Origin of the sequence: Vibrio sp. V31_P5A7T61 (genome assembly GCF_009904895.1) — a bacterium.
GTDB lineage: Bacteria > Pseudomonadota > Gammaproteobacteria > Enterobacterales > Vibrionaceae > Vibrio > Vibrio metschnikovii.
The window spans coordinates 54494-79992 of record NZ_WXWI01000057.1 but is presented as its reverse complement, the minus strand read 5'-3'; the positions used below and the strand labels follow the sequence as shown (position 1 = coordinate 79992).

Genomic DNA, 25499 nt, shown 5'->3' with positions numbered 1-25499 from the left:
CCCTCAGAGAGTGAGAATTACTTTATTGACTAAGGTGTAAATAAGGCCAATAACTCATCGACTTTATTCCGCCCAGCACCATTACGACTGATCGTGCGCTTAACTTTAACCACATTCAGTTGCGCACCATGGTAAAGGCGACGAGTTAAAATCGTATCATGATTGGAAATAAGGACCGGAATACCCCGCTCTTGGGCGGTTTTCTCAGCCAAATCGGCTAAAGCCGCTTGGTCATCAAGACTAAATCCATTCCCTGCATAAGCCGTAAAATTCGCGGTATTCGACAACGGCGCATAAGGAGGATCACAGTAAATAGCACTGGATGCCATGGCTTGATGAAAAGTTTGTTGGTAACTTGCGCAAATAAACGTGGCACGCTGCGCTTTCTGTGCAAAAAACTCTAGCTCGGCTTCAGGAAAATACGGTTTTTTGTACGAGCCAAACGGCACGTTAAATCCACCTTTTTTGTTATAACGGCATAAACCATTAAACCCAAAACGATTCATATACAGAAAAGCCAACGAACGATACATCACATCATCGCAGTCATTAAACTGTTTACGTACGTCTAAATAGGCTTCTTTACGATTATTTTCTGGTGTAAACCAACGCTTGGCTTCGCGAATATACTCTTGCGGCTGATGTTTTAATAAATTGTATAAATTGATTAAATCCGGATTAATATCCGCCAACAAATAATGTTCAAAATCGCTATTAAGGAAAATCGAACCTGCACCGACAAAAGGCTCAACCAACTGACTTGCAGGTGGCAGATGGCGTTGAATCTCTTCGACTAGGCCAAACTTTCCCCCAGCCCATTTCAAAAAGGCACGCTGCTTTTTCATCTACTGCTCTAATCAATCACCAAAAATAAGGGTGCGGAATGTAACATATTTTCTACTGAATCTCAGCGTTATTTCGCACGTTGAATTTCACGTTGAACTTGGCTAAGTGATTTGGCCCAAGGACCGAGTGCTTGTACCGCAGGCGGTAAAGTAGCCACCGCGTCACGAGCTAACTGGATGGTTGGATAGTTATCATAAGTAACGATATACCAATCCACCTCATCACGAACGGTTGGGTAGACGTATAGCGTTTCTGTCAGTGAATAACGGTCAATAAAGTTTTGGACTTCTTGCAGAGAATTCACCGCCGCCAACTGTAAGGTATAGCTGCGCGGCGACATCGCCATCAACTCTTCTCTAGCGAAAGAGAAACGAATAGATCCTGATGACGGAGCAGATTCCACTATCGACAAATCGTCATTCGTCCCTTGAGTGATAGGATAGCGATTAACCTCAACAGCGACTGATTCCGAACGACCATCCAGTAAGGCATCTACCACATCGGAAGTGATCACCACTCGCTGATGTGCAGTATCAGCGATACCAACCCCTTCTAAACTCTCAACCACTTTGGGAGGCAAAGCAATGGCATCATCGGCCATCGGATTGGATGGGTTCGGTTGTGAAGACGTCACAGCGACGTTTTGATAAGAACGAGCATTGTCCTCTTGAGACGGTAACGTCGGAATCGCCGTTTGCTCAGCTCGTTGAGTTAATACAGGCAATGTCTCATTTGGCGACGGCTGGGACCATAGCCACCAGTAGCCACCACCAATAAATAACATCAATAATAGTACCAGCAAGCCAATATTCAGCGGTGAGCCGATGATCGAGCGAATAATGATGCGCTTCTCACGCTTTTGATCGACTAACGCCATGATCTCCCCCGGAAGATAATTCACTTTTTTATATGCGCTACGAGCTTGACGCTCCAGTGTTGGATCAACATAACGCATGACTCGCTGTTCAAATAACCGGTCGGCCTCATACTCTGATAATGGCTCGATCTCGAGTTCAATCGGTTTATGTTCTTGACCATAAGTTAAGCGAGTTAATAACGCATCAAGACGATTAGCTTGCGCAAATAACACCACATTAATGGTCCAGCGAGGATTAGTCTGAGCTTCAAGCACCCACATCCATAACTCGGAGAGTAACGTATCAGACAACAAATGCGCATCATCAATCACCACAACAATATCGCATGTCGTACGCTCGCCAATCAAACGTGAAAAACTATCAAGCAACGCATCTTTGGCATTAAACAGTGGCTCTGATAACACTTGGCTAAGAATGGTGGTACGATGCTGCTCATCGCTTTGATTAGGATGACATAAAAGTAAGGATTGATTTTTATCCGCCGCCCAATACTCAAGGTAACGTTGCGCTAACCAAGATTTTCCGGCACCTAGACCGCCAAAAACATTCACTAGGTTGGAACCAAAACGCGTCAGTAACTGTAATCGTTCCAACAGTTCAGTTTGCGAATCTAACTCTAGTTCATGTTCCACACTCATCGACGATCCTAATGGCTTAATGTCTGATACTGATACCGAAACTGACTGATCAACGATACAGCGGTCAGGTAGACTCATTCTAATTTAGATTGAATGGGAACGTCTGGCCAGCACCGCTGTAACATCAAGTAGGCAGAATACCACTATATATTACGACAATCTTCTATCGCTTGCTTAATCACCGTTTGCGAAACCCCTTTTACCACTTCAGACGTTCCGATACCGGTTGGGAGCACTAAGCGTAACTCACCCGCCAAAACCTTTTTATCACGCATCATATGTTTAATGAAATCATCAAAACTCATGCTGCTCGGCGTGTGCACAGGTAAGCGCGCTTTTTTCAGTATGGCATGAATACGCTGTTGCTGCTGCTCTGAGATCAAACCTTGTAACTTAGCCGTTACTGCGGCCATCATCGTGCCTGCCGCTACGGCTTCACCATGCAACCAGCAGCCATAACCTAACTCGGCTTCAATGGCATGGCCAAAGGTATGACCTAGATTTAATAAAGCGCGAATTCCGGATTCCTTTTCGTCTTGAGCAACGACTTCCGCCTTTATCTGGCAGCAACGAGCAATCGCATAAGACAGCGCGGACGCCTCTAACGCATACAAGTCTTCAAGATGGTTTTCAAGCCACACAAAGAAATCATGATCATAAATAATGCCATATTTGATCACTTCAGCCATGCCGGCGGCAAACTCTCGGGGGGGCAGTGTCGCTAGGCAGTCAGTATCAATAATCACCGCTTGAGGCTGGTAAAATGCCCCAATCATATTTTTACCCAACGGATGATTCACCGCGGTTTTTCCACCGACAGAAGAGTCGACTTGAGCCAATAATGTGGTTGGGATTTGAATAAAATCGACACCGCGTTGATAACACGCTGACGCAAACCCGACGAGATCACCAATCACCCCACCACCAAGCGCAATAATCACCACATCGCGGCTGTAATTATGCTCAAGTAGATAGCTCATGACCGTATTGAAGGTATCGAGATTTTTGTACTGTTCGCCGTCTGGAAGTTCCAGTAGAGCCGATGAACAGCCGATTTGGTTTAGAACGGCAAGTAATCGCTCAGCATAAAGTGGCGCAACCGTATGATTGGTGATCACCACCACTTTTTGCTGGGCGGAAAGAGGAAGAAGGGCCGGATTATTTAATAATCCGGCACCAATTGAAATGGGGTAGCTACGCTCACCTAGGCTGACCGTAATCCGTTCCATGGTTTGCACTCCAAAATAAAAGAACTGGTTAGTGTTCTTCTAGCATTTTTACGATCTGGTTGGCTACCACTTTTGCACTTTGATCGTCGGTACGTACTGTGATGTCCGCAATTTCTTCATACAAAGGATTACGCTCATCAGCAAGTGCTTCTAGCACTTCTCGAGGATGATCCGTCTGTAATAAAGGGCGTTTCTTGTCACGGTTAGTACGTGCTAATTGTTTTTCAATAGTGGTTTCTAAGTAGACAACCACGCCTCGAGCAGAAAGGCGGTTACGGTTTTCTTTGCTGATCACTGAGCCACCACCAGTGGCGAGAACAATACCTTGTTGCTCAGTAAGATCATTGATCACCGCTTCCTCGCGTTTGCGGAAGCCTTCTTCACCTTCAACGTCAAATACCCATGCGATATCTGCGCCAGTGCGCTCTTCAATGACAGTATCGGAATCAACAAACTCCATATGAAGTTGTTGAGCCAAGTGTCTACCAATTGTACTTTTGCCAGCGCCCATCGGGCCAACAAGAAAAATATTGCGTTTTTCGGCCATGTTTAGCAGTAATTTACAACGTTAATTCAATGACATCGCCACAAGATTCGCCAGACAGCGGTCGACGATAGGAATGCTTGTGGCACCTATTCCTCACAGATAATTCGTGATAAGACCCGAAATTATCTAGATAAGGTGCCACTAATGCAACTTTAATTTTGCTTTAGCGGAAATAATCACACTAAGTTACTGAATTACAACCTTTGGAGTAACAAAAATCAGTAGCTCACTTTTGCCCATTTGCTGATAGCTACGTCGAAAAAGCGCACCGAGTAACGGTAAATCACCCAGTAATGGCACTTTATCGACCGTATTAGTGATGCTGTGTTGGAAAATACCGCCCAGTACCACGGTTTCGCCATTATTGACTAAAACTTGAGTACCAATCCGTTGCGTGTGGATCGCTACCGCTTCTCCGGTACCGGTTTTGACAATATCGCCAGGTCGGTCTTGGGTAACACTTAAATCCAGCACCAAACGATTATCCGGCGTAATCTGCGGGGTAACCTGTAAACTCAGTACCGCTTTCTTAAATGCCACCGTAGTCGCACCGCTGGAAGACGATTCTAAATAGGGGATCTCTGTCCCCTGCTCTATATAAGCTGGCTTTTTATTGGTAGTGATGAGCCGTGGACTGGAAATAATTTCCGCCTTCGATTCTCGCTGCATCGCTGAAAGTTCAAGATCGAGCAGTGTCCCTGAACCCAGCTTTGCCACCTGAAACGCGATGCTCGAAGCATTCGCTGCTGTGGCTCCCAAATTGACATTAAGGAAGTTATTGATCATTTCGCTACCATCTTCTGGTTGATAGAGACCAATACCCGTTAAGTTACCTTCTATTGAACCACCAACTGTATTATTACCGCGTGTTGAGCTCACGCCCCAACGAATACCGAGTTCATCAAGATTACCTTCATTCACGGTCACAATTCGCGCTTCAATTTGTACCTGCTTAACAGGGATATCTAACGCCGAAATGATCTCTCGGATCACATGAATATTTTCCGGCAATTCGCGAATTAATAAGGCATTGGTGCGTTCATCGATACTGATTGAACCTCGTTCAGAGAGCATATTCACCGCTCCCGTCCCACCAATCATCTCAGCGATATCTGACGCCTTCGCGAAACTTATTTTGATGATGGCTGACTGCAAGTCTCCCAACTCTTCTGCTAAACGGGCTTTTTCCAGCTGTTGTTTTTCACGTAAATCGAGTTCCGCCTTAGGCGCTACCAAAATCACATTGCCCTCAACCCGTTTATCCAACCCTTTCACCTGCAAAATAATGTCCAACACTTGCTGCCATGGCACACCATCTAAACGCAGGGTTAAATTCCCTACCACTGAATCAGATACCACTAAGTTAAACTGATTATAATCAGCGATCAGTTGTAAAACGTTACGTACCGGAATGTCTTGAAAGTTAATCGAAATCAGCTTGGCTGATGGTTCAAGTAGATTGGCTGGCGCACTTTGAACCTCGGCTTTTAACGGCGTGATCGTCACTTCAACGTAACGACCTTTGAGCTGATAATCATAATGAAAGGGACCGTGTATTTTAGCCAACAACAACGTGCTTGGTGTTTGACGAAAAACTTCCACACTCTCAACTATGGTTGCGAAATCTTGAACATCAAGTAAATAAAGCTGTTCCTCAGCCACATCGGTTTTTAATAATTCAATACTCAACCCCTGCGTCGTTTTCTGGACATCAACCACACTCGATGCCGACGCTAACTCAATCACAATCACCGCGGCTTTGTCGGGGGTTACCCGAAAATCGATGTGTTTAAACTGATTGCTATCACTCGCTAGAGCAGCCTGCGTCGTCAATGCTAAACCTAGCCATAGCGTGATGCACAGATAGCGCAGCACTACCGCGATACTTGAAGGTAATCCTTTAATCATAATTTAGTCTCTAAACAGAAATGTTTATTTCAAAGCCAATGTGACGTGACGCTGATTCCAGCACCCCAATCCATCTGGTAAGGTTTCTTTAATCAATAGATGATCCTCGGCCACGCGTATAACTTGCCCATTATTTACTCCGACGTACTGACCCGCTTGGAGAGTAACCACCATTCCATCAGGTGTTTGAATCAAAGCAGAAACCTCTCTTTCACGGCGCATCACACCACGCAATTGCAATTGATTTAGCGGATATCGCTCCAGTGAAGTGGTTTTTCCTCTCGATTTAGGCTGCCAGCAATGGCGATTGGTGATCGGTTGATTTTGGGCAATCGCTTCTCGTGGTAAAACAAAAGGCTCGCGTGCGTCATGCTGTGCATATTCAAAAGCTTGAAACGCAATCACTGGCGTTAGCTGAGCAACCTCTTGTTGACTCTTAGCTTCCACTTCCGCTAAGTAGTCCACCAGAGACTCTTGATTGGCTTTACAGCCGATCAAAGAAACAAAAGTGACTAGCGCAGTCACGATTGACGTACTATTTCTCATCGCCTGCCTCCGCTTTAAATTGATAGGTGTAAGCCCGTACTCTGAAATGTAAGGTACTGCTCTCTTGACTGACTCTTTGCCAATCCACATCATCAACATTGATGATTCTTGGTAGCGTGGCTATCGCCTGAGAAAAATCGCCAATGTTGTGGTAACTTCCCGTCAGTTCAATATTCAATGGTAAGCGATACAAAAATGCCTGCGGTTGCTTTTCTCCCCAATCAATTCGAGTAAAGGTTAACCCATGTTCTAATCCCAGCTCGTTGACGGAAGCAAGCAAACTGGCCAGCTCTTGCTGTGCTGGGAGTTGGCGCAATAAAAAATCATAACGCTCAGCTAACTCATCCAATTGAGTTTGCAACTGAGGTAATGCCGCGACTTTATTGGCCTTAATGCGTACTAATGATTTAAGACTCTGCTCTTGCTGATTGAGCCCTTCGAGTGCCTCTTGTTTAGGTGATAAATACATGCCATAGCCGATGACTTGAATCACTACCATGACCAACACAATCACCGTCAGTTGTGCGTTGAGCGGCCATTCAAGCAATTCATCGATATCTAAATCACGAAAATTAGCCATGATGTTCACCTTGCCGAATCAACGCCTCTAATCCTGGTTGAGCAGTATGAAAATGAAAAGAGACCTTAAAACTCTGAAAATCTTTATTAAAACGCTGATTCCCAGCGACAATCGAGTGCATGCCTACTGCTGATAAGTGTGGTGACCTTTCTAATTTATCTAACATGGTGGCTAAGCGTGCGGTACTATCGCTAATCCCGCTGACTTCGACCGCATCCCCCTTCATACTAATTTTGTCGACGTAAACCCCTTCAGGAATCAACTCTGGCATCAAGTTCATCAATTGTGTGGTTTTATTGCGCTTTTGCTGTAAGGACTCAACAACACTGAGCCGGGCTTGCAGTGCTTGATGCTCAGCTTCGGTCATTTTGAGCGCCCGTAATCTCTGATCCAGTTGCTGAAGATGCTGATTCAAAAAATCTAATCGTGCCTGTTGGTGCTGTTGTTGCTGATCAAGGTAATGGCCGGTCCCCCATTGCATGAGCAAAGCGACTAAGACACCAAGACTCATAAGCTGGAGAAAGCGCCGTTTATGATCAGCACGCTGCGCCTCTCGCCAAGGGAATAAATTGATACTATGCAACATGCCCACTCTCCAACCATGCTATTCCTCGCAACGCAAGACCAGCAGCCGTCGTGAATTTAGGCTGATCATTTAACCGCTTACGTTGAGTGATTTTGTTGACAAAAGTCGCTAATGGCGCGAACCGTTCACAGGGTAATCCAAGCTGCTCGGTGATGGTTTCTGCTAGCCCATCCATCATCGCCCCGCCACCAGATAACCAGATCCCCGCTAGGCTTTGCTGACCATGAACGGAAGTAAATAACTGCAGTTGACGGGTTAGGCGTTCGACAAATAATCGATTGAATAGCCATTGGTTACGTTCATCGCTGCGCGCCATCGTTTCCGCCAGAGACGGCAATTCAAACCAGCGTGTACCTAAAGCAATATCCTTATAAAACGGCGCTTTATCAGCAAAATCGATACATAACGTTGTTTGGGTATAACCAACATCGACCAACATCCAATTCGAGCGCTGTTGAGCCTGACTCACCTGCTGCCAAATCTGAGCCAGACCATGTAATTGCACATCCAGTAAGGTTGCTTCCAGTCCGGCTTGTTGAATCGCCGATAATCGACTCGCGACGACTTCTCTTCGGGTGGCATACACCTGATAGGTCGCAGTTCGGTTTTTAGCGAACGCTTGAATCGGTAAGGGAACAAAATCTAAGCTCAGTTCTTCCATTGGCAACGGCGATTGATGAGAAAAAGCCTGATAAATAGCAAACTCTTTTTCACGAGGGTCTAAGTCGCTATCTATTTGTAATACTTTACTAATTACCGCCGTGTCAGGCAGTGCAATCGCAACCTTGCGACTAAATAGCGGCAAACTCTTTTTTAGTTCTTTGAGTTTCTTTACAATTTTCTGATAATTCAACGTGTCGTTATCGGCGAAAATGTCGTCAGTAATGACGATTTCTGTGCAACCGTGTAGCGAATAATTGTCGCCATTTGGTTTAAGAGCCACAGCTTTGATGCTGTGGTGACCGATATCGACACCAATAACTAATGATTTACTCATGCCATTAACTCCAGTGACAATTCTCAGCCTCACACACTTATTTGTGAGAAAATAACCGTTCACTATTTTTAAGTGCTGAGGTTTTAGTCTAGAGTACAGGGGTTTGTACTAAGACAGCCTCTACTAAACAGGGATTCTCCGGTGAAGTTCATAAAGCGTTTACTCATATTTTCATTGATTTGCATTATTCTTGGAGTCACTACAATCTTTGGCTTCTATTTTTATGTAAAGCCAGATCTACCCGATGTCGCTGAATTAAAAGACGTTCGGCTACAAACTCCCATGCAGGTGTTTAGTGAAGACGGTAAACTGATTGCTCAATTTGGTGAAAAACGACGCATTCCATTGCGCCTTGATGAAATGCCACCAGAATTACTCGAAGCGGTGATAGCAACCGAGGATTCACGTTTTTACGAACACTACGGCTTTGACCCGATTGGTATTACTCGTGCTGCAGTGGCCGTCATGGCCTCAGGGAGTGCCTCTCAAGGGGCAAGTACCATTACCCAACAACTGGCCCGTAATTTCTTCTTATCCAATGAGAAGAAAATCATGCGTAAAATTAAAGAGATCTTTATTGCCATTCATATTGAGCAGCTCTTGAGTAAAGAAGAGATCTTGGAGCTTTACCTGAATAAAATTTATCTCGGTCATCGTTCTTACGGTGTTGGTGCCGCAGCCCAAACCTACTTTGGTAAAGAAGTCAAAGATCTGACTTTAAGCGAAATAGCGATGATTGCTGGCCTACCCAAAGCCCCTTCTACCATGAATCCCCTTTTCTCTGTGGAGCGAGCCACTCACCGTCGCAATGTCGTCTTATTACGCATGCTGGCAGAAAACTACATCACGCAACAAGAGTATGATCAGGCTCGTAATGAACCATTAATCTCCAAATTCCATGGCGCAGAAATTGAGCTACGAGCTCCTTACGTGGCAGAAATTGCGCGCGCATGGATGGTCGAACGTTATGGTGAAGAAGCGGCCTATACCTCTGGGATGAATGTCTACACGACGGTCAACACCAAGTTACAACAAGCCGCAAACCAAGCCGCTATCGATAATCTCCTCGCTTACGACATGCGTCACGGCTACCGTGGTGCCGAAAAAGTACTCTGGAAAGCGGGGCAATCGGCTTGGGATACCCCGACCATGATCGCTCACTTACGTAGTGAACCCACTTACGGTGATCTTCTGCCTTCGATTGTGGTTAAGGTCGAAGAAAAATCGGCTCAGGTTTGGGTAAAAAATGCCGGGCTAAAAACCATTGCATGGGAAGACATGAACTGGGCAAGGCGATTTATTACTGACGATCGTCAAGGGCCTTTACCGACTAAAGCCAGTGATATTCTTGCGGTAGGTGAACAAGTATGGATTCGTCGCCAGCACGCTATAGGTGATGAACAAGAACACTGGACATTAAGTCAAGTGCCTAATGCGAATACGGCGTTCGTTGCTATGGATCCCGATAATGGTGCGATACTAGCACTGGTTGGTGGCTTTAACTTCGTGCACAGTAATTTTAACCGTGCAACCCAATCGGTCCGTCAGGTGGGGTCAAGTATCAAGCCGTTCATTTACTCTGCGGCTTTGGAAAAAGGCCTCACTCTAGCCTCATTAATCAATGATGCTCCGATTAACCAATGGGATCAAAGCCAAGGTATTGCTTGGCGTCCTAAAAACTCGCCCCCGACTTACGTCGGCCCCACTCGTCTGCGGATTGGTCTAGCGCAGTCGAAAAACGTCATGGCAGTCCGGGTACTGCGAGAAGTCGGCTTGGAAGAGACTCGCCATTTCTTGACCCGCTTCGGTTTTGAGTTATCTCAATTACCTCGCTCTGAGACCATTGCCCTAGGCGCAGGCAGCTTAACGCCCGTCAAAATGGCTCAAGGCTATTCGGTATTTGCTAACGGTGGATATTATGTTGAGCCGTTCTACATCAGCAAAGTGGAAGACAGTTTTGGCCATGTCGAGTTTTTAGCTAACCCCAAAGTGGTTTGTCATCAGGATTGTCAATCTTCATCCGATAATCCGTTCAATGAGCAAGATGCCACGGTCAATTATGCACCACAGGTGATTTCCGAACAGAATGCTTTCCTCGTTCGTGAAATGATGTATAGCAATATCTGGGGTGGCGGTGATTGGCGTGCAGGAACGGGATGGAATGGTACCGGTTGGCGCGCACAAACCTTAAGACGTCGTGATGTGGGCGGAAAAACAGGAACAACTAACGACTCGAAAGATGCTTGGTATAATGGCTTTGGACCAGGCATGGTCGCAACGGCTTGGGTCGGATTTGATGATCATAGTCGTAACTTAGGTAGCACAGCCCCTAACCCGAATACTGATGATGATATTACTGGCGCGGAAGCCGGAGCGAAAACAGCCCAACCGGGATGGGTAGAATTTATGCGCATCGCTCTCGATGGTGTACCGGCCCAACCCAAAGCCATTCCACCGAAAATCATTCGCGTGAGAATTGATCGCGACAGTGGGCTACTCACCAATAAATTAGATTCCAGTTCTATGTTCGAATACTTTGTCCAAGGAACGGAACCGAAAGAGTATGTACAAGAGGACACCCCTCACAGTATCTACTTAGATGATAGTGACAGCTTATTTTAATCTTGACCGCCCCAATTAGGGGCGGTGTTATTTTCAGACACTGAACAGGCAGGCTATTGAGTGGCTAACGCTTGTAGGCGCTCTTTCATCACCTGAGCTAGCTGTTCATAGCGCTGGCGCAGCGGTGAACCGGGGCGATAAGCCAAAACAATTTGTCGTGATGGCTGTGGATTGACCGCTTTGATATAACATACACCATCTTTGGTTTTTTCATCCGGTAGCGAGAGCTGAGGTAATAAAGTAATCCCAGCCCCAGCGGCGACCATATTACGTAAGGTTTCTAAACTGGTGGCTTTAAAACGCTCATCGTCTTTCGCCCCCGCAGCAAAACAAAAACCTAACGCTTGGTCACGTAAGCAGTGACCATCGCCTAATGCCAATACGGTTTTACCGTTCAGTTCCAACATATCCACCTCATCACGATTGGCCCATTCGTGTGAACAAGGCACAGCAATACTCATCGGCTCGTTGTAGATATCGATCTCTTTAAAAGGGGCACTCTCCTCAACCGAGGCTAATACCAAGCAATCGAGCTTGCCCTCTTCTAACTGACGCACTAATTGATGCGTTTGCGCTTCATGTAAATAGAGTTCCAAATCAGGAAATCGAGCTTTGAGCTCAGGGATAATCTTCGGCAATAAATAAGGGCCTAGCGTCGGAATAAACCCAATGTGCATCGGGCCACTCATGGCCCCTCCCTGTTGACTGGCCATATCTTTGAAAACTTTAATTTCACTGAGAATACGTTTGGCTTGGTCAACAAGCTGTAGCCCAGAATCGGTAAATAATACCCGCCGACTACTACGCTCTAACAATACCGTACCAAGTTCATCTTCTAGCTTGCGAATTTGTCCACTAAGAGTCGGCTGACTGACAAAGCAGGATTCAGCGGCTTTACGAAAATGCTTGTGCTCAGCAAGAGCAACTAAGTATTCAAAATCTCGAATGTTCATCTTATTCCTAGATAAAAACCATCAATCATATCGAAAGCAACAGAAAAGGCGTCTCGTTATAGCGTCACTGCTGCAGTAAGAATATACCTATCAAAAACCATAACATTGAATGCTGATGACTATCAAAGCTTTTATGTTTTGCCACTAATCTCACACTGATGGGTTAATACTTCTCGTGTTTCGCTTAACGCGATAACATACTTAAGCGCTGCACCTCATCCATTAAGGAGTCACCATGAAACTCACCAGTTGTCACTACTGTGATCAAGCATGGTTCTGGAAAAAAATTGGTCGTTGCCAACGCTGTATTGATTGGTTAACCGTACTATCTGTCGCTTGCTGGGGAGTCTGGTTTTGGTTATTTAGAAATGAGCCAACCGCCATCGCATCCATCGCCCTTCTCTTCGCAGGTTTCGCTTTTAATGGTTTGTTATTTTTACATTTATGGATGAAGTTTGTCGTACTGCCTTGGCGAGAGCGTCAAAAAAACTCGACTGATCACTCGCCCACAAAAAAGCCCTAAAACGAAAAGGAGTTTTAGGGCTCTCTTAGAGCGATCTAAGAAAAAGCAGTGGTACAGATATAGACTGTGCTTTTTCTGGTTGGTTCCACTTTACACGATCTTTTTTGATCTTTTCTTTTGCTTGGTTTCACCATAAAAGATCTCAACACTTATCGTTGATGGATAACAATCCGCTGGGCAAAATCCACTTCTAAGGCTACTTCATCACAAGCATGTTGCCGCGGGCACTGCTCACAATCTTTTAATACCTTTTCCGGCAATAACGTTTTCGAGGTTGGAATAAAGTTCAGTTTCATAAAGAACTCCGGAGAACGAGTCAGTACGAACACTTTATTAATCGCCATTTGCTGGGCTTTTTTCACTAAGTAATGGACAATCGCACGCCCTTGACCTTGACGCTGCCAGCCCGCTTCAACCCCAAGAGAACGAATTTCTGCTAATCCTGAATCGTAAACGTAGAGCGAGGCGCATCCCGTGATCTCACCATGATGTTCAGCCACAGCGAACGAACCAATATCGCGTACAATGTCGCTTCGTGAACGCGGTAAGTTCTCGCCCATGTTTGCCCAATAAGCAACCATGCCTTCTAAACGTTCAATATCGGTTAAGCGTGCCGGACGTACTTTGACCGCACTTGTATCCCGCTTCGCCAAACGTTTTTCGGCCTCTTCAACGGCATAAGCCACTTGTGACGGAGCGACACCACCGAGTGCACTGCGTTTTTCTAAGCATGATTCGATGGTTAAAATGGCGTAAACATCATCTTCAATCACGGGAGAAAAGGCTTTTAACTCAGCCAAGGATAACTCTTCCAATGCGCAGCCTTTTTCGATAGCGCCAACTACCGCGACGCCGACAATATGGTGCGCTTCACGAAACGGGATACCTTTAGCCACTAAATAGTCGGCCAGCTCAGTAGCATTAGCATACCCTTGTTTGGCCGCTTCTAAAGTCCGCTCAGTTTTCACTTTGATCCCGTCAAAACACAAGGCTGCCATTTCCATACAATCATGCCAAGTATCAAGCGCGTCAAACAGCCCTTCTTTATCTTCTTGCATGTCTTTGTTGTAAGCCAAAGGCAAAGCTTTTACGGTCATCATCATCGCCGCTAATGACCCATAAACCCGACCAGTTTTACCGCGGATCAGTTCCAGAGCATCAGGATTTTTCTTCTGCGGCATTAATGAAGAGCCAGAGGTTACGGTATCTGCTAATTCAATAAATCCAGACTCACCGGAGTTATAGAAGATCATATCTTCGGCTAAACGCGATAAGTGAAGCATCGAAATCGATGCCACCGACATCAGTTCCATCACATGATCGCGATCCGACACCGAATCGAGTGAATTACGCGTAGCCCGGCGAAACCCAAGATCATAGGCCAACTGCTGACGATCAATAGGATAAGCGGTTCCAGCCAAAGCGCCAGAGCCGAGGGGACAAGTATCCAGCCGTTGTAGCGCATCTTGTAAACGTGAGTAGTCACGCTCAAACATCTCAACATATGCCAAACACCAATGAGCAAACGTGACGGGTTGAGCACGTTGCAAGTGCGTATAACCAGGCAGTACTGTCGCTTGATGTTGTTCAGCGACCGAAACCAACTGACTCTGCAATCTATCCAAGCCGAGCAGTAATTGCTGGCCTTGCTGACGACACCATAATTTTAAATCGGTGGCGACTTGATCATTACGTGAACGTCCGGTGTGCAGTTTCTTACCTAAATCGCCCACTTTACTGATTAACTGCTGTTCAACCCACGAGTGAATATCTTCCGCATCCGATGACAAGATCTGCTCAGGATCTTCCATTACCGCGAGCTTCAACTCATTTAATGCCAATTCTAATGCTTGTTGCTCTTGTTCTGTTAGTACGTTGACTGACCGTAATGCTTTCGACCAAGCAATCGAGCCGACAATATCTTGCTCAGCCAATCGGTAGTCAAAACGCAGGGAGTCGTTAAATTGTTTAAACCGGGTGTCTGCTGCTTGGGTAAATCTTCCGCCCCATAATGCCATTGCGTTTCTCCTACCTTTGACCTAAGGCGCATACGCCATAGGAAAACATCTTGTACTCGGGTTAAAAACAAGGATCGCCGAGCGATCCTTATGAGCTAATCTCTAACGATGGCCTCATTCAATCCAGTGAGGCTTATTTATTTTCGTTCAAGGCACGAATCCGACTCGCCAAAGAATACAAACGAATGAATCCACCAGCATGACTTTGGTCATATACTTCATCAGCCCCAAAGGTAGCAAACGCTTCTGAATACAAACTGTTCGCAGAACGTTTCTGAGTGGCGATCGCTTGCCCTTTGTAAAGCTTGATCACCACTTCACCGTTGACTTGCTGAGCGAGCTGATCAGCAGCGGCAAACACCGCTTCACGTAGTGGGGTGAACCAACGGCCATCATACACCAGATGTGAGGCTTTAATGCCGAGCTCTTCACGAAACTCAAACGATGCCTTGTCTAACACCAGTTGCTCTACTGCACGTAGTGCTTCCATCATGATCGTGCCTCCCGGAGTTTCATAACAGCCGCGAGATTTCATCCCCACCAAACGGTTTTCAACAATGTCGATCCGACCAACACCATGTTTAGCCCCTTTTTCGTTCAAATAAACTAAGGCGTTATAAGGTGTCATCAGCTCACCGTCGACACCAACTACCTGCCCCTTTTCCACTTGTAAAGTGACATACTCAGCGTCATTCGGTGCTTGTTCAGGATCAACGGTCCATACCCAGCAGTCCTCATTGGGTGCATTCCAAGTGCTCTCCAGTACACCACCTTCAGTGGAAATGTGCCACGCATTAGCATCACGTGAGTAAATTTTAGTTAACGATGCTGCGCAAGGGATATTACGCTCAGCCAGATAGTCGAGACACTCTTCACGGCTGACAATATCCCACTCTCGCCATGGGGCAATAACATGCAAATCTGGTGCAAGGGCAGCAAACGCACCTTCAAAACGTACTTGATCGTTGCCTTTACCAGTACAACCATGACACAGCGCATCAGCGCCGACTTTACGAGCGATCTCTACTTGTGCTTTAGCGATGATTGGGCGAGCCATTGAGGTACCCAGCAGATATTTCCCTTCGTAATACGCGCCTGTTTTTAAGGTTGGATAGATGTATTCAGCAACCATTTGTTCTTTTAAATCGACCACATAACACTCTGAAGCGCCTGAGGCTTTCGCTTTTGCTTCAATGCCTTGTAACTCTTCTTCTCCTTGGCCGACATCTGCAACAAAGGCAACCACTTCACAGGTATAGTTTTCTTTTAGCCACGGAATAATCACTGAAGTATCTAGACCACCAGAATAGGCAACTACTACTTTATTAACTTGAACTTTACTCATTGATGCTTTCTCCATTACCCAGTACCCGCTTAGCGGTCTGCACTAAGGTCTATTGATTGTGTTTAGTGGTCATGCGCCACTCATTGCCTATTGTGATTTATTGCGGTAAAAATTGGGTTCCAATACTTTCACCAGCAAATAGTTTGTGCAGCTTTTCCGGATAGCGCCATGTGGCGACTTGAATCGGACGCCCCAAATCATTGGCGGCCTCTAGTGCGGCTTTGACTTTGACGATCATCCCATCGGTGATCACTTTACCAGCAATCAAACTGGTGGCTTGCTGAGCGTTCAAGCTCGGCAATAAGTGCCCTTTGCCATCCAATACTCCACTCACATCAGAGAGCAGAACTAACTCGGCATCCAGTGCACCGGCCACCGCCACCGCCGCCTGATCGGCATTGACATTCATCATTTGTCCGTTTGCAGTAAGCCCAATCGAACTGATGATCGGTAGCCCGCCAGCATTAAGAATGGCTTGTAACAGTTGTGAATCGCCCGGCAGAGCTTTACCCACCGCTCCCAGTTCAGGATCGAGTTCCTCGACTTGACATAAGCTGCCATCCGCTAAACATAAACCGATGGCATTCAAACCGTCTTTTATGGCTTGTCCTTGGAGCATTTTATTGGCCGTTCCCGCTAACGCTCCGGCAATAAAAGGAATTTGTTCATAAGGGGTAACGCGTAGCCCTTCTTTCTTTACCGTCGGCAGGTGTAATTTTGCCATCAACTCATCGACCAAATAGCCGCCACCATGAACAATGACAATTCGTCGCTGAGCTTGAGCTTGATACAGTGCGATAGCGCCAAACAATTTGCTTAGCGTGTCAGAACAAGACAGCGCTGCGCCGCCTAATTTAATCACCAATGGATTATGCTGTGTATCTGTCATATTTCACCCTTACGCTTGGTGCTTTACACCAAAGCCGTTAGCTCAGAAAAACCGTAATGAATATTTAAACATTGCATCGCTTGACTCGATGCCCCTTTTAGTAAGTTATCGATCGCTGAAACGACGATGATATGCTCACCTTGCACTCGCCATCCCAAATCACAAAACGGCGTAAATTCCACATCTTTAATCGATGGCAAACTGGATTTTAGCCTCACCGCAGGCTGATCAGCATAAGCTTGAGTAAATGCCTCATCGACCTGCTGCGCCGTAACACCGGCTGCCAACTTCATGGTTATTGTGGCTAAAATACCCCGTTTAAAATTGCCCAGATGCGGGGTAAAAATCACCTCACAGCCTAAATGGGTAGCAATTTCTGGTTGATGACGGTGAGTAAATACGCCATAAGGCTGCAGGCTAACTTCACAAAAACTGTTGGTTAAGGTCGCTTTTCGACCTGCCCCCGTCACGCCGCTGGTCGCATTAATCACTGGCCATTGCTCAGTATCCAACAAATTTGCGTTAATCAACGGTTTAATAGCCAGTTGCGCCGCCGTCGGATAGCACCCTGCAACGGCAATCAGTGAACTATGCTGAATGGCTTCACGGTTCCATTCTGCTAAGCCATACACCGCCTTATCTAACCACTCACGGTGCTGGTGCTCAAAACCATAATAATTAGGATAAAAATCCTCACTTTTCACACGAAAGGCACCAGATAAATCAAAAACCTGACAATCTTGGGCGAGAAAAATCGGTGCCAGGTCGTGACTCACTTCATGAGCCGTCGCTAAAAACACCACATCGCACTGACTCGCAACAACAAATGGGTCAACTAAAGGCTCAATCTCCATGTCAATCAGCCCAGCTAATTTACCATGCAGCTCAGCCATTGATTTTCCTGCATCGAGACTGTTGGCGGAAACATATAAACCTGCTAGTTTGAGTTGAGGGTGTTTTTCCACCATCAGCGCTAATTCAGCACCGGTATAGCCACTTGCACCAATAATTGCGGTTTTTAACATTAATACCCATCCCAAAGCGGAGTGAAAGCCAAGTTAAAACTGATTTTTAATTTATAAAAACGAGTCTTAATTGGTTTTTTATTCATAAAAAGTGATTTAATATGTGTTTTACATTTTCAGCGATACTCTGTCAATAGTAGGAGCAAAGATAATATGCAATTACCTAGTTTCTTGGAGGTCTATTCGGGCCTGATTTCCACGCCTTCCATCAGCTCCACTGACCCGACATGGGATCACGGCAACAGTGAGGTGATTGCTAAATTAGCCGAATGGTTTGAAGCACTCGGCTTTACCACTCAAGTCGAAGTGGTTGCGCCAGGAAAACATAATTTAATCGCCAAAAAAGGCGCGGGAGAAGGCGGACTACTCTTGGCTGGGCATAGTGATACGGTGCCTTTTGATCAAGGTCGCTGGAATTTTGAACCTCATGCTTTAACTCAAGCGAACGATCGTTTCTACGGCTTAGGCACCGCCGATATGAAGGGATTTTTTGCTTTCATTTATCAAGCAGTAAAAAATATCGATTGGAGTAAGCAAAATAAACCCCTGTATGTCTTAGCGACCTGTGATGAAGAGACGACCATGCTGGGTGCCAGACATTTTACGGCTAACGCACCTTTTCAACCCGATTACTGCATTATTGGTGAACCGACCAGCTTAGTGCCTGTTCGTGGGCATAAAGGCCACGTCGCCAATGCGATTCGCGTAACAGGGCAGTCTGGTCATTCATCCAATCCTGCGCTGGGTGTTAATGCGATTGAGATTATGTACGAAGTCATGTTTGCCCTGATGCAACTGCGTGACCGACTGATTAAAGAGTATCATCACCCAGGCTTCGAGATCCCGAGTCCGACCCTCAATCTCGGCCATATTCATGGCGGCGATAGTCCGAACCGTATCTGTGGCTGTTGTGAGCTGCATTATGATGTCCGGCCTTTACCGGGAATTAGCTTAGATGGACTCGATAACCTACTGCGCGGCGCACTCAAAGACGTTCAAGACAAATGGCCAGGTCGAATTGCGATTGAAGCATTGCATGAACCTATCCCTGGTTACGAGTGTCAGCACGATCACCCGTTTATCCTTGGCGTGAGTGAACTGTGTGGACAACCCTCGCAAACGGTCAACTATTGCACTGAAGCTCCGTTTCTACAGCAGTTGTGTCCAACCTTAGTTCTCGGTCCCGGCTCTATCGATCAAGCGCATCAACCCGATGAATATTTATCCTTCGATTTTATCGAACCGACCGTGAATATTCTTTCTCAAGCCATCAATAAATACTGCTTTACTGAGTAATCCCATTTCCCCCGCGCCGCTCGTTGGATGGTGTTGATAGCGAGAGCGGCGCAACATCTCATCAAGGTTTTATATCGATGATGCCAGCATAAGCATGCTAATGGTTTCAATCAATTGTAAGAAAATTTCAACAAAATAAGTTATTTTGCCACCATTTTTCTAACAAAATGCAGCCTGACATAAATGAAATCTTTGTATGCTTTGTTTGACTCTACTAGACAAACTTCGCTAGATTGTGTAATTAAATAGATGACATTGGATGTAATTTTTTTACAAGGCAGGATGATAATGAATGAAAAATACGCCGCTCTAAAAAGTAACGTGAGCATGCTGGGTCGATTATTAGGGCAAACCATCCAAGCTGCTGACGGCGACGTTATTTTGGCAAAAGTCGAAACCATCCGACAACTTTCTAAATCAGCTCGAGCCGGCAACCAAGCCGATCGAGAAAAACTCATCGAAGAAATCAAACACCTCAATAATGATCAACTGACTCCGGTCGCGCGCGCCTTTAACCAATTTCTCAACTTAACCAATATCGCGGACCAATATCATACCATTTCTCGGCATAGCGAAGACCATCTTGGTGAAGCCAACGAGCTGCAAAGCTTATTCGCAAAATTGGCCGATAAAAAAATCAGCCAATTCGATGCAATCCAAGCCGTTCGTGATTTAAACATTGAATTAGTTCTCACCGCCCATCCGACGGAGATTACTCGTCGTACCATGATCAATAATTTGGTCAAAATTAACCAATGTTTATCGAATCTTGAGCTGAGCGATCTGTCTTCTAAAGAACGTCAAAAAACTGAACGTCGTTTAGAGCAATTAATTGCTCAAGGCTGGCACTCTGACGTCATTCGTAAACAACGTCCAACACCACTCGATGAAGCGAAATGGGGCTTTGCGGTGGTCGAAAACTCTCTCTGGCAAGCCGTTCCAGAATTTTTACGTGAGCTAAACGACAATATTAAAGCTAACCTTGGTGAAGGGTTACCGATTGACGCACGTCCCGTGCATTTTTCGTCTTGGATGGGTGGAGATCGCGACGGCAACCCCTTTGTGACCCATAGTGTCACACGTGAAGTTTTACTCCTCTCACGCTGGAAAGCCGCCGATTTATACTTAGCTGACATTAATGAATTGATCAGCGAATTATCAATGACCAAGTGTACCGATGCACTCCGCGCTTTAGCGGGTGAAGAAGAGCACGAACCTTATCGCGCGGTCCTCAAAGGTGTACGTCACTTATTGCAAGACACACTGGATATTCTCGACAGTAAATTACATGGCCAAAAATTGGCGGTTAAAGCGCCTTTACGGACCGAAAGTCAGTTATGGGACCCATTATACGCGTGCTATCAATCACTGCATGAATGTGGCATGGGGGTGATTGCCGATGGATCACTGCTTGATGCTCTGCGTCGAGTCAAAGCCTTTGGCGTCCATTTGGTTCGTCTCGATATTCGTCAAGAAAGTAGCCGCCACGCTGAGGCATTATCCGAACTGACACGCTATCTAGGGATTGGCGATTACAATCAGTGGAGCGAACAAGACAAACTGGCTTTTTTAACCAATGAGCTGAGCTCTAAACGTCCGCTACTTCCGCTAGATTGGCAGCCGTCTGAATCGGTCAAAGAGGTCTTAGAAACGTGCAAAATCATTGCCGCCCAACCGCAAGATGCCTTTGGTGCTTATGTAATTTCTATGGCTCATACCGCCTCTGATGTCTTGGCTGTCCATCTATTATTAAAAGAGTCTGGCTGCCCTTACCGCATGAGTGTCTGCCCGTTGTTTGAAACGCTCGACGATCTCAATAATGCCGAAAGCGTGATTAAACAGCTACTCGCTATCGATCTCTATCGTGGCTTCATTCAAAACCAACAAATGGTGATGATTGGCTATTCTGATTCCGCAAAAGATGCAGGGGTGATGGCCGCCGGATGGGCTCAATATCGGGCCATGGAAGACTTGGTCAAGGTGTGTGAAGAAGAGAGCATTGATCTGACGTTATTCCACGGTCGTGGTGGCTCGATTGGTCGTGGTGGTGCGCCGGCTCATGCAGCGCTATTGTCTCAACCACCGAAGAGTTTAAAAGCCGGATTACGGGTCACCGAACAAGGGGAAATGATCCGTTTTAAACTTGGCTTACCCGAAGTTGCCATCAACAGCTTACATCTTTACGCCAGCGCTATTTTAGAAGCGAATCTATTACCACCACCAGAACCAAAGCAAGAGTGGCGCGACTTAATGGAAGTCCTCTCACAAGTCTCTTGTGAAGCGTATCGAGCGATTGTTCGTGGCGAACCGGATTTTGTCCCTTACTTCCGTCAAGCAACCCCTGAACTTGAGTTAGGTAAACTGCCGCTTGGCTCACGCCCAGCCAAACGTAATCCGCAAGGTGGTGTGGAGAGCCTACGAGCGATCCCTTGGATCTTCTCATGGAGTCAAAACCGTTTGGTACTCCCAGCGTGGCTCGGTGCTGGGGAAGCGATTCAATACTCGGTTGATAAAGGCCATCAAGCTCTGCTTGAGGAGATGTGTCGTGAATGGCCATTCTTCTCTACTCGATTAGGCATGTTAGAGATGGTATACACAAAATGTAACCTTGATGTCTCTCGTTACTATGACCAACGTTTGGTCGAGCCAGCATTACGTCCATTAGGCGATCGCTTACGAGACCAGCTCCAAAAAGACATCAAAGCGGTACTCAATGTTGAAAATAATGAGAACCTGATGCAAAGCGATCCGTGGGGTCATGAGTCGATTCGTCTGCGTAATATCTATGTTGAGCCATTGAACATGCTGCAAGCTGAGTTGTTGTATCGGACTCGTCAATCCACCGAGGCGGATCCCGAGTTAGAGGAAGCGTTAATGGTCACTATTGCTGGCATTGCAGCCGGAATGCGCAATACAGGTTAGTAAAACCAGAATAAAACTCTAGACAGAGACCAAAAGGCCATCTAAAGATGGCCTTTTCTATGCCTTTCCGCGATTATTGAGAAAATTATCAACTTTTTTATTCGAAAAACTGTTTTTATTCTACTTTATGCTTATTATTTAGATATAATGCTAAACCCTGTGATGCCCTAATAACTATTTCAAATCACAGTCCAATCAATACAACATCATAATCCTAGGTGATACAAGGCTTTTTAAGGTGACAGAGACAGCACTCGATGCTGCATGACTGATACCTCATATCCCAATGTACCGATAGAAGTACATAAGATGGTTCAGTCGATTACGAAGTTACTCACCATTTGGATTAAAGACATGTCATTACCACACGTTATTCTCACCGTTCTTAGTACTCGTGACGCTACTGGATACGATATCACTAAGGAATTTTCAGCCAGTATTGGCTATTTTTGGAAGGCAAGTCATCAACAAGTTTACCGTGAACTGAACAAAATGGGGCAGCAAGGGTTAGTGACTTGTGTACTAGAGCCTCAAGATGGCAAGCCTGATCGTAAAGTTTACTCAATAACAGAAGCCGGCCGCCGAGCTTTAGGCGAATGGTTTGACCAACCAACGGCACATCCAACCGTTAGAGACGAGTTCAGTGCGAAGCTCATGGCGTGCTCAGTACAATCTGCTGAACCTTATCGTCTCCAGTTAATTGGATTAATTGAGGAATCTCGTAAGCTTGTTACCCACTATCAAGACATCGAGTCTGCATACTATGCCAATCCTGCGATGATGGATAAACAGCAGCGTTTAGAACGCCTGACCTTACGCCGTAATTTACTTACCCGTCAAGCATGGATCGAATGGGCAGAAGAGACGCTCGCTGAACTCAATGCGATGGCTTGATTGACCCAACATGAAAAAGAGGATGCTGAGCATCCTCTTTTTTTGTTGGTTTACTTCCCTTCCTAACCGCCACTCGAAGTGGTCAGGGTAGCTAAGGTAGATAGCCGATCAAATACCATCACCACCAATAAAGGTTTGTGAGCGACCATTAAATTGCTGGTCCATATCTAATGAGGGCTTATCTGTTTTCGGACGACCAACAATACGCGCTGGCACTCCAGCAACGGTGGTATGAGGAGGTACCGGCTGCAATACAACTGAACACGAGCCAATTTTCGCGCCTTCACCGACTTCAATATTGCCCAGGATCTTGGCCCCCGCACCAATCATCACTCCTTCGCGAATTTTTGGATGACGATCACCACACTCTTTACCAGTACCACCTAGCGTCACATCTTGTAAAATGGAGACGTCATTTTCAACCACGGCGGTTTCACCAATCACAATCCCAGTTGCATGGTCAAGCATGATGCCACAGCCAATGGTTGCAGCAGGATGAATATCCACCTGACAAGCCACTGAAATTTGATTTTGTAGATAAGTCGCCAGTGCAATGCGCCCTTGCTTCCAAAGCCAGTTGGCGACGCGATACCCCTGTAGCGCATGATAACCTTTGAGATACAATAGCGGCATCGAGTACATCGATACGGCAGGATCGCGATTCACGGTCGCACAAATATCGCAGGCAGCAAACTCACTGATCGTCGGATCAGCGGCCAAAGCTTCCTCTACCACTTCACGCACCGCCATGGCCGGCATAGAAGCCGTATTAAGTTTATTGGCTAAAATATAGCTTAATGCTGCCGATAAACTGTCATGCTTAATGATCGTCGCGTGATAGAAACTCGCCAACATCGGCTCTTGCTCGGATTGTTCACGTGCTTCTTGGATGATGGTTTGCCAAACTTTTTTCTGTGCGCACTGCTTCATTTTATTTTGCCTTTCACTGAGTTAGCCTCATCACGCTCATCCTCCAGACGGGTCGCGATAGCACTATCCTTCCACAGTATCTATCAGGTATTGAAAATTCAACCGTTATCGATTGCTGATCTCATCAGCAGTCTCGATCATTGCTCAGCTTTTTTATCTCGTGCGAGCAAGTCTTGCGCAGCCAAACGGGCATCTTTACCTTGATATAAGACCTGATAAATTTGCTCAACAATCGGCATTTCAACCCCCATACGCGCAGCTAATAACGACACTTCCTTGGTGTTACGATAACCTTCAACCACTTGTCCAATCTCTTGCTGAGCAGCATCCACCGCTTTACCTTGACCCAACGCTAAACCAAAACGACGATTACGAGACTGGTTATCGGTGCACGTTAATACTAAGTCGCCTAATCCTGCCATGCCCATAAAGGTTTCTGGCTGTGCTCCTAAGGCAGCGCCAAGACGAGACATCTCCGCTAAACCTCGAGTAATTAACGCCGTACGTGCATTAGCACCAAAACCAATCCCATCGGACATGCCTGCACCAATCGCAATCACGTTTTTCACTGCACCGCCCAGTTGCATGCCGATAAAATCATGGTTGGCATACACTCGAAAGGTTTTGTTGCAATGGATTTTTTCCTGCAAGTCGGCAACAAACTGAGCATCAGGCGAAGCCACCGCTATTGCCGTTGGCATACCCATAGCAAGCTCTTTTGCAAAGGTAGGGCCAGACAGTACCGCTAATGGCACACGACTGCCGAGAATGTCGAGGGCGACGTCTTGCAATAAACGTCCCGTTTCAGGTTCAAGACCTTTGGTTGCCCAGCAAAGACGACTGTCTTGACGCAGATGAGGTTGTAAGCTGCGTAATACTACCCCGAAGACATGGCTCGGAACGACAACCAGTAAATCTTGGCTGGCCTGCACCGCTTTCGACAAATCAGATTCAATAATTAAACTGTCTGGAAAGGCAATCCCGGGAAGAAACTCTTGGTTGGCACGATCAGACTGTAAACGAGCCATATGCTGAGGATCATGCCCCCATAGCACAATATTTGCTCCATTACGTGCTAGCGAAATAGCCAGAGAAGTACCGTAAGAACCGGCACCAATCACGGTCATGGTTATCGGTTTGGTACTGACATGCTGTGCTTTCGAATCGGTCATTTTTTTACCTAATGAATAGCGAATGAATGAATGGGTAACCTGAACGGCTCGTAACCGCTTATTAGATCGAGACTAAAAACAAAAATGCACATCGCTTAGCTCAATGAGCGGCTCTGTGCATTTTTCTACCTATTCCTAAGCGAGGTCAAGCAGTA

The 25499-nt window shown here is 46.0% G+C and carries 20 protein-coding genes and 2 pseudogenes; 5 read left to right on the top strand and 17 right to left on the bottom strand.

What is annotated here, in order from left to right; translation table 11 throughout:
* Nucleotides 1-29 precede the first annotated feature (29 nt).
* From CAG58_RS12590 to pilM, 10 genes and pseudogenes are all read right to left on the bottom strand, one after another.
* Nucleotides 30-845 carry a Dam family site-specific DNA-(adenine-N6)-methyltransferase gene (locus CAG58_RS12590; protein WP_004394487.1) on the bottom strand — a complete coding sequence of 272 codons (816 nt, stop codon included), beginning with the start codon at nt 843-845 and terminating at the stop codon, nt 30-32.
* 68 nt (nt 846-913) lie between these two features.
* Nucleotides 914-1438, bottom strand: a pseudogene (locus CAG58_RS17170) (SPOR domain-containing protein); the annotation flags it as partial.
* Nucleotides 1439-1966: 528 nt separating this feature from the next.
* Nucleotides 1967-2362, bottom strand: a pseudogene (locus CAG58_RS17165) (AAA family ATPase); the annotation flags it as partial.
* 143 nt (nt 2363-2505) lie between these two features.
* Nucleotides 2506-3591, bottom strand: a complete 1086-nt coding sequence (gene aroB / locus CAG58_RS12580) for a 3-dehydroquinate synthase (RefSeq protein ID WP_004394485.1) — start codon at nt 3589-3591, stop codon at nt 2506-2508.
* Nucleotides 3592-3619: 28 nt separating this feature from the next.
* A complete protein-coding gene (gene aroK, locus CAG58_RS12575) occupies nt 3620-4138 on the bottom strand; it encodes a shikimate kinase AroK (RefSeq protein WP_040903956.1) in 519 nt (172 codons plus the stop codon).
* Nucleotides 4139-4324: 186 nt separating this feature from the next.
* Nucleotides 4325-6046, bottom strand: coding sequence for a type IV pilus secretin PilQ (locus tag CAG58_RS12570; RefSeq protein WP_158144635.1), 1722 nt, complete (start codon nt 6044-6046; stop codon nt 4325-4327).
* A 24-nt stretch (nt 6047-6070) separates the two neighbouring features.
* On the bottom strand, nt 6071-6592 hold the full coding sequence (locus tag CAG58_RS12565) for a pilus assembly protein PilP (protein WP_040903953.1): 522 nt from the start codon (nt 6590-6592) through the stop codon (nt 6071-6073).
* A complete protein-coding gene (locus tag CAG58_RS12560; RefSeq protein ID WP_154169997.1) occupies nt 6582-7172 on the bottom strand; it encodes a type 4a pilus biogenesis protein PilO in 591 nt (196 codons plus the stop codon). The genes CAG58_RS12565 and CAG58_RS12560 overlap by 11 nt, the downstream gene beginning before the upstream one ends.
* A complete protein-coding gene (locus tag CAG58_RS12555) occupies nt 7165-7758 on the bottom strand; it encodes a PilN domain-containing protein (RefSeq protein ID WP_161426721.1) in 594 nt (197 codons plus the stop codon). The genes CAG58_RS12560 and CAG58_RS12555 overlap by 8 nt, the downstream gene beginning before the upstream one ends.
* Nucleotides 7748-8755, bottom strand: a complete 1008-nt coding sequence (gene pilM, locus CAG58_RS12550) for a type IV pilus assembly protein PilM (protein ID WP_154169995.1) — start codon at nt 8753-8755, stop codon at nt 7748-7750. Before pilM ends, CAG58_RS12555 begins: the two co-directional genes overlap by 11 nt.
* Before the next feature lie 141 nt (nt 8756-8896).
* Between pilM and CAG58_RS12545 the strand changes: the two genes are divergently transcribed.
* Complete coding sequence (locus tag CAG58_RS12545; RefSeq protein WP_110167722.1) at nt 8897-11377, top strand: penicillin-binding protein 1A; 2481 nt, start codon at nt 8897-8899, stop codon at nt 11375-11377.
* Between the two features lie 53 nt (nt 11378-11430).
* Here CAG58_RS12545 and oxyR read toward each other — a convergent pair whose 3' ends face one another.
* Nucleotides 11431-12330, bottom strand: a complete 900-nt coding sequence (oxyR, locus tag CAG58_RS12540; protein ID WP_004394478.1) for a DNA-binding transcriptional regulator OxyR — start codon at nt 12328-12330, stop codon at nt 11431-11433.
* A 235-nt stretch (nt 12331-12565) separates the two neighbouring features.
* Here oxyR and CAG58_RS12535 point away from each other — a divergent pair, with 235 nt between their 5' ends.
* Nucleotides 12566-12853 (top strand): DUF3624 domain-containing protein, encoded by a 288-nt coding sequence (locus tag CAG58_RS12535; RefSeq protein ID WP_040903944.1) that lies wholly within the window; start codon nt 12566-12568, stop codon nt 12851-12853.
* Between the two features lie 149 nt (nt 12854-13002).
* Here CAG58_RS12535 and argH read toward each other — a convergent pair whose 3' ends face one another.
* The 4 genes from argH to argC all read right to left on the bottom strand — a co-directional run bounded on the left by argH (nt 13003) and on the right by argC (nt 18130).
* Complete coding sequence (gene argH / locus CAG58_RS12530; RefSeq protein WP_161426722.1) at nt 13003-14871, bottom strand: argininosuccinate lyase; 1869 nt, start codon at nt 14869-14871, stop codon at nt 13003-13005.
* A 133-nt stretch (nt 14872-15004) separates the two neighbouring features.
* Nucleotides 15005-16216 carry an argininosuccinate synthase gene (locus CAG58_RS12525; RefSeq protein ID WP_161426723.1) on the bottom strand — a complete coding sequence of 404 codons (1212 nt, stop codon included), beginning with the start codon at nt 16214-16216 and terminating at the stop codon, nt 15005-15007.
* Between the two features lie 97 nt (nt 16217-16313).
* Nucleotides 16314-17105 carry an acetylglutamate kinase gene (gene argB, locus CAG58_RS12520; RefSeq protein ID WP_161426724.1) on the bottom strand — a complete coding sequence of 264 codons (792 nt, stop codon included), beginning with the start codon at nt 17103-17105 and terminating at the stop codon, nt 16314-16316.
* Nucleotides 17106-17128: 23 nt separating this feature from the next.
* Nucleotides 17129-18130 (bottom strand): N-acetyl-gamma-glutamyl-phosphate reductase, encoded by a 1002-nt coding sequence (gene argC, locus CAG58_RS12515; RefSeq protein ID WP_161426725.1) that lies wholly within the window; start codon nt 18128-18130, stop codon nt 17129-17131.
* Nucleotides 18131-18283: 153 nt separating this feature from the next.
* On the opposite strand from argC, the gene argE reads away from it, so the two are divergent.
* The 3 genes from argE to CAG58_RS12500 all read left to right on the top strand — a co-directional run bounded on the left by argE (nt 18284) and on the right by CAG58_RS12500 (nt 23242).
* On the top strand, nt 18284-19426 hold the full coding sequence (gene argE, locus CAG58_RS12510) for an acetylornithine deacetylase (protein WP_004394473.1): 1143 nt from the start codon (nt 18284-18286) through the stop codon (nt 19424-19426).
* Between the two features lie 288 nt (nt 19427-19714).
* Complete coding sequence (ppc, locus tag CAG58_RS12505) at nt 19715-22348, top strand: phosphoenolpyruvate carboxylase (protein WP_161426185.1); 2634 nt, start codon at nt 19715-19717, stop codon at nt 22346-22348.
* Between the two features lie 354 nt (nt 22349-22702).
* Nucleotides 22703-23242 carry a PadR family transcriptional regulator gene (locus CAG58_RS12500; protein ID WP_158139081.1) on the top strand — a complete coding sequence of 180 codons (540 nt, stop codon included), beginning with the start codon at nt 22703-22705 and terminating at the stop codon, nt 23240-23242.
* Between the two features lie 108 nt (nt 23243-23350).
* Here CAG58_RS12500 and cysE read toward each other — a convergent pair whose 3' ends face one another.
* Both cysE and gpsA read right to left on the bottom strand, forming a co-directional pair.
* Entirely contained in the window at nt 23351-24172 is an 822-nt protein-coding gene (gene cysE / locus CAG58_RS12495) for a serine O-acetyltransferase (protein ID WP_004394470.1), read from the bottom strand.
* Nucleotides 24173-24309: 137 nt separating this feature from the next.
* Nucleotides 24310-25344, bottom strand: coding sequence for an NAD(P)H-dependent glycerol-3-phosphate dehydrogenase (gene gpsA / locus CAG58_RS12490; protein WP_158138968.1), 1035 nt, complete (start codon nt 25342-25344; stop codon nt 24310-24312).
* Nucleotides 25345-25499: the final 155 nt, after the last annotated feature.